The sequence below is a fragment of the Peribacillus sp. Bi134 genome, from assembly GCF_918698065.1.
Classification (GTDB): domain Bacteria; phylum Bacillota; class Bacilli; order Bacillales; family DSM-1321; genus Peribacillus.
In genome coordinates this window covers 20,220-31,473 of sequence record NZ_CAKKLN010000020.1, presented here as the reverse complement: position 1 = coordinate 31,473, position 11,254 = coordinate 20,220, and the positions used below count along the sequence as shown (strand labels likewise).

The following is an 11,254-nucleotide window of genomic DNA, read 5'->3' as shown; positions in this document are numbered from 1 at the left end:
AGGTAACCATTAAGATCACGGCAATTAACACAAATGATAGTTTATTCGTTCTAATTTTCTTCTTCCACATGATTACTGTTCCCCTTAAAAATAGTAGAATGACGTTTATTATATGGTTATTAAACTAGCTGTAAATTCGAATTTTCCAATACTTTATTACCAGGTTTATCTTCTAATACTTCGATAAACATGATTAATTTATTCTCGCTTATATAGCAATTAGCTCCTCTTTGGGTTTTATCTTCTTTAGGATGCTTTGTATCATCACTTGGTTGAAATAATTGTGTTATTTTATAATCAGCATCATATACTCCCAAATAATTAAATATTGGTATATCAAAGTCTAGCAATTTAGATTGGTTTAATATTCTACTTACTTTTTTATACTTTTGCGCTACTTCGATATCCTTCAGAATCGTTATAAAATTGATATTCTTTTCACTTGCTAAATTTATCATGCTGCTAATTTTTTTAAAGTTGCCATCACCCATTGTACAGATGTATGGAACTATATCTAAAAACTCTCCAATTACTGTGAAGTAATTTCTTTCTCCAAACCTTCTTCCCATGTTTAAAATGCTTATTGGCAAATTCACGATATCTAAATTTTTTCTATAAACTTCAATAAATTTCTCAAAAGCAAATTCCCACATTTGATCCTGATTATTTAAAATCTCGTTTGGCACCTCAAATTCAAGTTGTTTAAAAACTAATTTATGATTTATTTCAGCTAACTTTTCATGATAAATATTAGAAGCTTCTACAAACTTATCAAGATTAAATTCCTTTATTATCTCTTCTTCAGTAATCTCTTGAGGGCCTTTTTTCATTTGATTGATATAATCCAAATAAGTGGCTTTAGAATCACTTGGTCTGTTGCTACCATCGTTCATATACTCTTTAACTATTAAATTCTTTACTATTTCTGAGCTCATACCATCAAATATTAAATGATTTACGATCATATATAAAACAGACCTATTACTTGCATGTTTAACTAAAATAAACGCATAGTAAATTTTGTTTTTTGTATAATTACTATTTTCATGGACTTTAATACTTATATCTTTTATTACTTCCTTTAATATAAATGTTCTTTTCTCTTTCTCTATTTTGCTTAAATCCAGATATGGCAATTTTACATTTTCGATCGTATCGTATTCGTATAAATACATCTCAGATTGTTTTTCTACTACTGCCGCCCTTAGCATGTCCTCTCGATTTATTAAAGAACTTACTGCACTTTCTAATCTTGATATATCTACCTCGAAATTAAATTCAATTTTTGTTCCTGACTTTGTCAAACCTATTTTTTTACTCATTTTTTGTATTTCTGCAAGTTTGTATTTATTAATGACGTTTTTATTTATTATTTTTTCCGTAAACTCATAATATTCTGCGTTTACTTTATTTCTTGTTAATTCTACAAATTCTTGTATATCTGCCTCACTAATACATTCCTCAGTCATATCTGATTCATAACTTTGCTCACGATTGTTATGTTGTGCAACGTAATGATTACAAATACTTTTTATATCTTGATACATAAATATATCGCTAAGTGCAATAGTTATGTTTTCTTCTTGAAGTATTGAAGCGATCTTGATAGCAATTAGTGAGTTCCCACCTAAACTAAAATAATTATCATTAATACTTATTCTGTTAACTCCTAACACTTGCTCCCATACTTTTACTAATACTTTTTCAATTTCATTTCTTGGTTCTTCATATACTGCCCCTGTATTAATCTCAGTATTTGGTTCTAGTAATGCCTTTCTATCAATTTTCCCATTGGTTGTTAAAGGCATTTCACTTAGTTTTATAAAGTACGAGGGGATCATATAATCAGGCAAATATTTTTTAAGCTCTTCTCTTAATTCATTTACATTGTACGTTTTTTCTGATACATAATAAGCACATAAATACTTACTCTCATAATCTCCTTTATCTAATACAATTGCATCTTTTACCCCTACGATTTCTAACAATTGATTTTCTATCTCTGGAAGTTCTATTCTGAAACCTCTTATTTTAACTTGATGGTCTATTCTTCCTAAAAACTCGATATTACCATCTGGCAACCATCTGGCTAAATCTCCTGTTTTGTACATTTTCTTTCCTAATTCAAATGGGTTATTTACAAATTTTTGATCTGTTAACTCTTTGTTAGCTAAGTACCCTCTTGCAATTCCATCTCCACTTATGCATAACTCCCCTGCTACACCAATTGGCAGCAAATTATGATACTTATCAACGATATAAACCTTTGTATTACTTATGGGTTTTCCTATTGGGATCGTGTTATTTTCTTCATTTTCACACTCCCACATGGTTGCACAAATAGTACTTTCTGTAGGTCCATAAGCATTAATATATCTGTTTTTTTGAGAAAGTTTGCTAACCATATTCTTCTTTGCATCACTTCCAGCTGTTATGATCAATTCGACTTTAGAATCGTCTAAATCTAACTCATTGGCTATAAATGGCGGCACTGTTAAGATATTGACCTCATGATCCTTTATGTATTGACTTAATTTCATTGGATTCATAATGATTTCTTCGGTTGTTATAAGTAATTCTGCTCCTAATAAAAGACTCATAGATAATTCCCAAGCAAATGCATCAAATGATATACTAGCAAATTGTAAGATTTTCTTATTGGAATGGATCCGAAAATCTTTTTTAAATGTATTGGTTAAATTTATGATTCCCTTATGTTCTACAGCAACCCCTTTAGGATTGCCAGTTGTTCCAGAAGTATAGATGACGTATGCTAGATTTTTATGATTTGATACTCTGTTAAGATTGCTATTTTCTTTTTGATATAACCTTTCATTATTCAAATCTATTACTTCGCAACCATAATCACACATCAATAATAAACTACTCTGTGTTAATAATATGTTAACTCCACTGTTTTTCATCATATATTCTATTCGTTTTTGTGGATATTTCGGGTCGATTGGTAAATATGCACCATCCGCTTTTAGTACGGCTATCATTCCGATAACCATTTCTATTGACCGATTTGTCATGACCCCAACTATTACATCTGGGCCAACTCCCTTTTCTTTTAGCACTCGCGCTAATGCATTCGCTTTTTGATTAAGTTCTTTATACTTTACTTTCTCCCCTTCAAACGATACCGCTATATTATTAGGAGTTTTTTCAGCTTGTTCTTCAAACAATTGCTGTATCGTTTTATTATCAGAATATTTCACTTTTGTATTATTGAACTCAACTAATAGTTTATTCTTTTCTTCATTACTTACTATTTCTATTTCTTTTAGCTTTATAGATGAATTTTTCAAAATATCATTTAACACATTCGTAAAAATACTTGTAATGATATGAACATCATAGGACAAGGATCGATCCGAGTAATGAAACGTTAACTTCATATCGTTATTCTTTTTATCTATCACTAAAGTAAGCTCATTTTCCTTTAAACTAAAAATATTATCTATCTGACTAGTGCTATGCATATTCTTCATACAACAATATACATTCACCTTATGATGAATATAATTTTTGATGTAAAGCTCGTGCATATCAAAAAATTGATATGCATAAGCTTCTAACATTTGTTTTTTTGATTTCATAAGTTCTTCTTTAAATGAATTTTCTAGATTCATATTGTTATGCAAAACGATAAATGGATTATTACTATCTATATCACTTGATTTAATATATTGTGGAATTCCAATAAAAAATTTTGTACTTTGGGAATATTTCGTTATGGCGATTTTAAGTACTGTAAGGATAAACATATGAATAAGCATGTCATCATGCTGACAGACCTTTGATAAAAACCCAGCTTTTTCTGGACCTAATTTCCATTCAACCTGTTTTTTATTCCCTTTATCCCCATAAAAGTCTTTCTTGAAGTTCACCTTATCAGATTCTTCCCCTATAATTTTGCTCCAATATGCTTTTTCTTTCACTTTCTCATTCATCAAAGGAATCATCCCCTTCCTGGTTTTTACTCTGCAAAAATAATCATTTCAAGTATAGGATTAGCTTTTTTACAATTAGCCCCACATTACTTACCAAATCTTTTAAAATACTTTAAATATCCAGAAAGTTCAAAATGAAAAGTCATATTCGTTTGTATTGTAATAGTTCATTTTCTCTTCATAGATGCTTTTCTCTTCTTTAGTCCATAATTCTATATCTCCTATTATTTTGTCTGAATTATTACTTGTTACTTTTATTAAATTCTGCAGTAATTGAACGATTCTTTCCATCGTTTGTTGATCATATAAACTAGTTAAATAACTTACTTTCAAGTGAATTTCATCATCACTTTGAAAAGCCTCTATCGTTAGATCGAACTTTTCTGTATTTTCAAAGACATCTAGGTTATATGGTTTTAACGTTATATTATCTAGTTTAATTCTGCTCTCTTCAAAATTTTGCAGGATAAACATAACATCAAATATTGGATTTTTATTTAACGAACGTCTGGCACCAACCTGATTAACTAGTTCTTCAAATTGATAATCTTGGTTTTCATAAGCTTTTAATGTCTTTTCTTTCACCATTTTCAAATAGTCCTTAAAGCTTAATTCATCTTTCACCATTGTTCTGATCACCAAGGTGTTTACAAACATTCCAACTAAGTTTTCTAAATCTCTATGATTTCTACCAGCTATTGGTGTTCCGACGATGATATCCTCTTGTCCACTATACTTTGATAACAATATATTGATATTGGCTAACAGAATCATATATAACGTAATTCCTGTTTCTTTGGCAACCTCCATTAGGTTATGTGTTGTTTCTTTATCCAAAATAAATTGGATACTATCCCCATTAAAATAATTGCTCTCAGGTCCGGCATGCTCGACGGTAGGCAAGTTTAATTGAGGTATGGTACCACTAAACTCTTTTAACCAATACTCTTCTTGCCTTTTATACTCTATTGTCTTTCTGCAATTTAGCTGCCATGTAGCATAATCTTTATATTGAATCCTTAAGTCTTCTAATTTTTTATTTGCATATAAGTCACCAAATTCTTTTGTTAGGATTGCCATCGAAGTGCCATCTGAAATAATATGATGCAGATCCAGCAACATTAAATATTTGCTTTTTTCTAATTGGATAACTGATACTCTAAATAATGGAAGCTTCTCCAAATCAAATGGTTTTACAAATTCGTTTATTTTCTCTCGTAATTGACTCTCTCTAATTTCTTCCTCTACATCACTAAGGTCCGTTTGAACAATGTTGAACTGAATCTCTTCGATGCTATGAATTTGTTGTACTATTTCCCCATTTTTCGTATGGAAGGTGGTTCTTAACGTTTCATGCCTAATCATTAACTCCAAAAATATATCGTACATTCTTTCTAATTCAAAATCACCAGTGATTTCTAAGGCCATTGGAATATTATAAGCTATGCTGTCTTTATCAAATTCTTGTAAAATATACATTCTCTTTTGTGCTGACGAAATTTCATAATAATCCCTTTTCTCAGATAAACCTATAGACTGATATTCTTCTTTACTAGCAGCTACTATATATTCACTAAGTCCTTTTATATTTCTGAAACGAAAAATTTCTTTTAATGGGACTTGTACATGTAACTCCTTATGAATTCTGCCAACTAATTTTGTTGCTATTAAAGAGTGACCCCCTAATACAAAGAAATCATCATTGATTCCTATATGATTTAATCCCAGAACATTTCCCCATATGGTTACCAATTGCCTTTCCAATTCATTTCTTGGAGCTTCATATTCTGTTCCTGTATTGATGATTTCTCCTTCTGGTTCTGGAAAAGACCTCCTGTCTACTTTACCATTGGATGTTAAAGGTAACTCCTTTAATTTTATAAAGTATGACGGTATCATATAGTCTGGTAAATTGTTTTTTAGGGCTTCTCTTAATTGGGCTGCACTATACTCTTTTTCTGCCACATAATAAGCACATAAATACTTATTTTCAGCTTCCCCTTTATCTAATACGACTGCTCCTTCTATCCCCTCTATTTCTGATAATCTATTTTGTATTCCTTCAAGCTCGATTCTAAAGCCTCTAATTTTAACTTGCTGGTCTATCCTTCCTAAAAATTCTATATTACCGTCCGGTAACCATCTTGTTAAATCACCCGTTCTATACAGTTTTTCTCCAGACTTATATGGATTCTTAACAAATTTTGCTTTCGTTAATGCTTCATTATTTAAGTAACCTCTAGCCAACCCATCTCCACCTACACATAATTCTCCGGGCACGCCAATTGGAACTAATTTATTATTATTATCTAAAATATAAGCAGTTGAATTTGCTATCGGCTTCCCAATCGGTAATATATTAGTTGCATCATTTATTTCATAGAATGTGGAAAATGTTGTATTTTCGGTTGGGCCATATCCATTAATCACTTTAATATTTTTTGATTGTTTCTTTACCTTCATGACGTGTTTTAAGGAAACGACATCGCCACCTACTAATAAGTATTTTAGATACTTAAATAAGTGGTTATTATCTTCCACTAACTTATTAAATAAAGCAGATGTTAACCATAGGATCGTTATTCTGTTATTTGTTAAATACTGTTCTAATTGAGTGGTATTCAATATCATTTCTTTATCCGCCAAATGTAAAGCTGCCCCATTTAATAGCGCTCCCCAAATTTCAAAAGTGGATGCATCAAAAGCTATTGAACCTGTTTGAAGGATCCTATCATGATCCTTAATCTCTATATAGTTAGTATTTTTAACAAGTCTTACTACATTTCTTTGAATAACTTCTACTCCTTTTGGTATTCCAGTAGTTCCCGAAGTATAGATAACATAAGCTAGATGATTACTAGAATTTATGTTATCGATGTCTTTATTATCCTCGCTGAATAAGCTCTCATTGCTTAAATCCATTACTTCGCATCCAAAGTCTTTACATTTTTTTTCATCAATTTGGGTTAATAGGATTTTGGCATTACTGTTTTCAATCATATATTTTATTCTATTTTGTGGATAGTCAAAATCTATCGGTAAATAGGCTCCACCCGCCTTTAATATAGCTATTATACCTACTATTACTTCAACCGAACGTTCTGATATGATTCCAACAATAACATCTGGACCTACACCTTTTTTTCTTAGAACTCTTGCCAAAGAATTAGATCTTTCATTAAGTTCTCTATATGTTAGTTTCTTATCCTCAAATACCACGGCAATATGATTTGGTGTCCTTTTTACTTGTTCTTCAAAAAGTTCGTGAATCGTATTGTTTCTTGGATAATCTGCTGCCGTATCATTAAACTCTGTCAAGAGCTTATGCTTCTCACCTTTGCTTAGTATTTCAATATCCTTAAGTGTAATCTCCGCATTTTTTGTGATTTCTTTTACGATATTTACGAAATGACTTACCATTCTTTCTATCGTTTCATGCTTATATAGGCTAGTTGCATAACTTAAATGAAAGTTAATCTCATCATTTTCCTCTACTGCATTAATTGTTATATCGAACTTTTCCACATCATAACTTGTATGATAAGGCTTAAAAGTTAAATCCTCTGCTTCTAGCCTTTCTTCTTCCGTGTTTTGTAGCACAAACATCACATCAAAGATTGGATTTCTATTTAATTCTCTACTTACAACTGCCCTTTCAACTAATTCTTCAAATTGATAGTCTTGGTTTTCATATGCACTTAATGTCTTTTCTCTTACGGATTCCAAATATTCTATAAAATTTAACTCACTATCTACGTACGTTTTTATGGCTAACGTATTTACAAACATACCAATTATGTTTTCTAAGTCTCTATGGTTTCTCCCAGCTATTACGCTTCCAACTACAATATCTTCTTGACCACTATATCTAGATAGTAAAATATTAATGTTAGCTAATAAAATCATGTACAGAGTACTGCCGTTTTCTTTAGCAATCGATTTTAACTTTTCTGTTATTTCCTTATCGAGAACAAATCTGATACTTTCTCCGCCAAAATCTTTCACTTTTGGTCTAGTGTAGTCCGTAGGTAAATTTAATACTGGCAGCTCTTCACTAAATTCCTTGAGCCAATATTCTTCCTGTTTCCTAAACTCTTCACTTTCTCTTTTCTTCAATTGCCATGCTGAATAATCCTTATATTGCACTTTGAGTTCTTCTAAACCTTCCCCGGCATATAACTTGCTAAATTCTTTTGCTAATATGCTCACGGAAACTCCGTCTGATATGATGTGATGCATATCAAACAGCAGAATATGTCTGTCTTTCTCTAGACTTAGCAGAGAAACTCTTAGTAACGGGGCCTTCTCTAAGTCAAATGGCTTTATGAACTCCTTGACCTTTACATTTATTTCCTCTTCACTTTGAGCATTTACTTTTTCTATTTCAAATTTTATCTCTTCTGCTACATGACCTTTTTGCACAATCTTTTCTTCTATAGCATAAAAACTTGTCCTTAATGTTTCATGTCTATCAATTAATTTTGCAAATGCTTCATTTAATCGATTTATATCCAGTTTACCTGTTATCTCTAAAATTCCAGGCATATTATAGGCAATACTATCTCTATCAAACTCTTGCAACATGTACATTCTTTTTTGTGCTGAGGATGCTTCATAATATTCTTTTTCTTCCACTTTTTCTATTTCTTCGTATTGTTTCTTACTATTAGTAAAGATATATTCGCTAAGACCTTTTATGTTTCCTAGACTAAATATTTCTTTCAGAGGCACATCTACATTCAACTCTTTACGAATTCTGCCTGCTAATATCGTTGCTTTTAACGAATGACCTCCAAGGTCAAAAAAGTTATCATTTATTCCTACTTTTTCTACTTTTAATACTTCACTCCAGACCCTTGCCAAAGCTTCTTCTACTTCATTTCTTGGTGCTTCATATTCATTTGTCATTGCTTCTAAGTTCGGTTCTGGAAGCGCTTTTCTATCCAGCTTTCCATTCGGAGTTAACGGCATTTCTTCCATCTGCACAAAGTAAGCCGGAATCATATACTTTGGTAAACGCTCCATTAAATAACTGCTTAAGTTCAAGTCCTGAATCTCTTTGTCACTTACGACATACCCACATAGGTATTTTTCAGTTTCTTTTATTTCTTTTGCTAGGACTACGGCTTCTTTAATATGTTCATGCTGTAATAATCGATTTTCGATTTCTCCAAGTTCAATTCTAAAGCCTCTTATTTTAATCTGGTTATCGATTCTTCCCAGAAACTCGATGTTTCCATCAGGCAGCCATCTTGCTAAATCTCCTGTTTTATACAGTGTTGTTCCTTTGGCAAATGGGTTATCCACAAATTTCTCAGCCGTTAGCTCCAATCTGTTATAATAACCTCTTGATACTCCTGCACCACCTATATAAAGTTCGCCGATGACACCTATGGGCTGAAGTTCACAGGCTTTATTCAAGATATAAAATTTAGTATTATGCAATGGCTTCCCTATTGGTGTATTCACTAAATTTGCTGGTATATTCTCTATTTTTTCTTCATAATAACTAGAATCAATAGTAGCTTCTGTTACACCGTAGCTATTGAGGACCCTCATCGTTTGTCCATATTTCCCCACTAACCTTTTATAATCTTCTATCGCACAACTATCTGATCCCAATATTAATAACTTCAAGCTCTCTAAGGGCAGTTCGTTTTCATCCACATAGTCCATCAGTGTGAAGACTAAACTTGGCGTGGATTCAAATATATTGATGTGGTTTTTCTTAATTGTTTGATATAACTCCTCCATATTTATTCTTATATCACTTGGACATATATACATGGTGCCCCCGGTTAATATGCTTCTGCATAAATCCCCTGTGAATACATCAAATGATATACTTGCCAATTGCAGCAAATTCACATGAAATTGATCTAAATGATAATGACTGATCCAGCTATAGACCATATTGATGGCATTACCTTGAGTAACCATGACTCCTTTCGGTTTTCCGGTCGTACCTGAGGTGTATAAAACATATAGTAAATATTCCTGTTTATTTATGATTTCCAGATTCGATGTATCATTTAAATACACATCGCTCTTATGTATATCGATTGTTTGGCAGTCTATATCTATACTGTCTATAAATTTTGTCTCTGTTATTACTAAATCGGCATGACTATTTTCCAGGATATAACTGACCCTTTCCTTAGGGTAATCGGGATCGATCGGTATGTAAGCCGCGCCGGATTTAATGATGCCTAGTACTCCCACGATCATTTCTATAGAACGATCCACCATCAAAGCGACAACCTTTTCAGGTGCGGCACCTTTTTCTCTTAAGGTCCTTGCCAGACTATTTGCTTTTTCATTTAATTCTCTATACGTTAGTTTATTTTCTTCATATACTACCGCGATGTGATCAGGTGTTTTTTCTACTTGTTCTTCGAATATTTGTTGAATGGTTGTATCTTTCGGATATTCCGCATCTGTATGATTAAATTCTTTTAATAATTGGTTCTTTTCTTCTTCTAATAATAGCTCTAATTCTGATATTTTCTGTTTATAATTTACTAGTACTGATTTGAAAACATTAAAAAAGCTATCAGTCAAAATCCTGACATCAAACTCGGAAAGCTGTTTTTTGTTATAGATAACCTTTATGTTACTTGATTCATTTTGAGTTGATTCAAGTATAAATGATAATTGATTTTTGCTTGAACTTAGTATATAGTCAATATCTTTTTCCTGATGTAACCCCTTCATTGATATATTTATCGGCGTTAGTTCCATCAAATTATTGATATTTTCATCTTGTAATATCTTTGTATTTAAATAGGATTGATTCTTATATATTTGCAGCATTTCACCCTTAATGCTCATCATGTAGTTCGAAAATGATTGATCATAATCTATATGAGATGTTAACGGTAATACTTTATTTAACATCACTCTTCCTTCAGGCCTATAACAAGGAATACCAATGGTGATATCTTTTTCAGACAAATATTTTGATAAACTAACCTTGAATGCCGATACGATAAAAGTAAAAGATAAAAGATCATTATCTTTACATATTTCTTTTAGCCTGTCACAATAACATTTATCAATGGTGATTTCATACTGACCTGCTTCATGTGAATCTTCCCCATGACCCCATGTGTTTCCTTCGCTATTTTTTGCTATATGAATCGCTTCTCTCCAATATTGAATTGGATCATGTTCTTTCATTTCCTTCATAATATCTCTTAACCACCTATCTAAACATATAATTCTTAACGCTTGGTGTGAAACATCCATGTAAAATTTTCCAGTTGGAGTCTTTGTGGGCATGCGCTCCACCCAAAGAT

Annotated in this window: 2 protein-coding genes; both read right to left on the bottom strand. The window is 31.8% G+C overall.

Going from position 1 to position 11,254, the window contains the following annotated elements; genetic code table 11:
* Positions 1-119: 119 nt before the first annotated feature.
* Complete coding sequence (locus tag LQ188_RS26365) at positions 120-3,956, bottom strand: non-ribosomal peptide synthetase (protein WP_230178915.1); 3,837 nt, start codon at positions 3,954-3,956, stop codon at positions 120-122.
* A gap of 129 nt (positions 3,957-4,085) precedes the next feature.
* On the bottom strand, positions 4,086-11,237 hold the full coding sequence (locus tag LQ188_RS26360) for a non-ribosomal peptide synthetase (RefSeq protein ID WP_230178913.1): 7,152 nt from the start codon (positions 11,235-11,237) through the stop codon (positions 4,086-4,088).
* Positions 11,238-11,254: the final 17 nt, after the last annotated feature.

What these genes read in the sequence shown, in the direction of transcription:
- LQ188_RS26360 (WP_230178913.1), bottom strand. Translation starts at nt 11,237, where the DNA reads ATGCCCACAAAGACTCCAACTGGAAAATTTTACATGGATGTTTCACAC.
- LQ188_RS26365 (WP_230178915.1), bottom strand. Translation starts at nt 3,956, where the DNA reads ATGAATGAGAAAGTGAAAGAAAAAGCATATTGGAGCAAAATTATAGGG.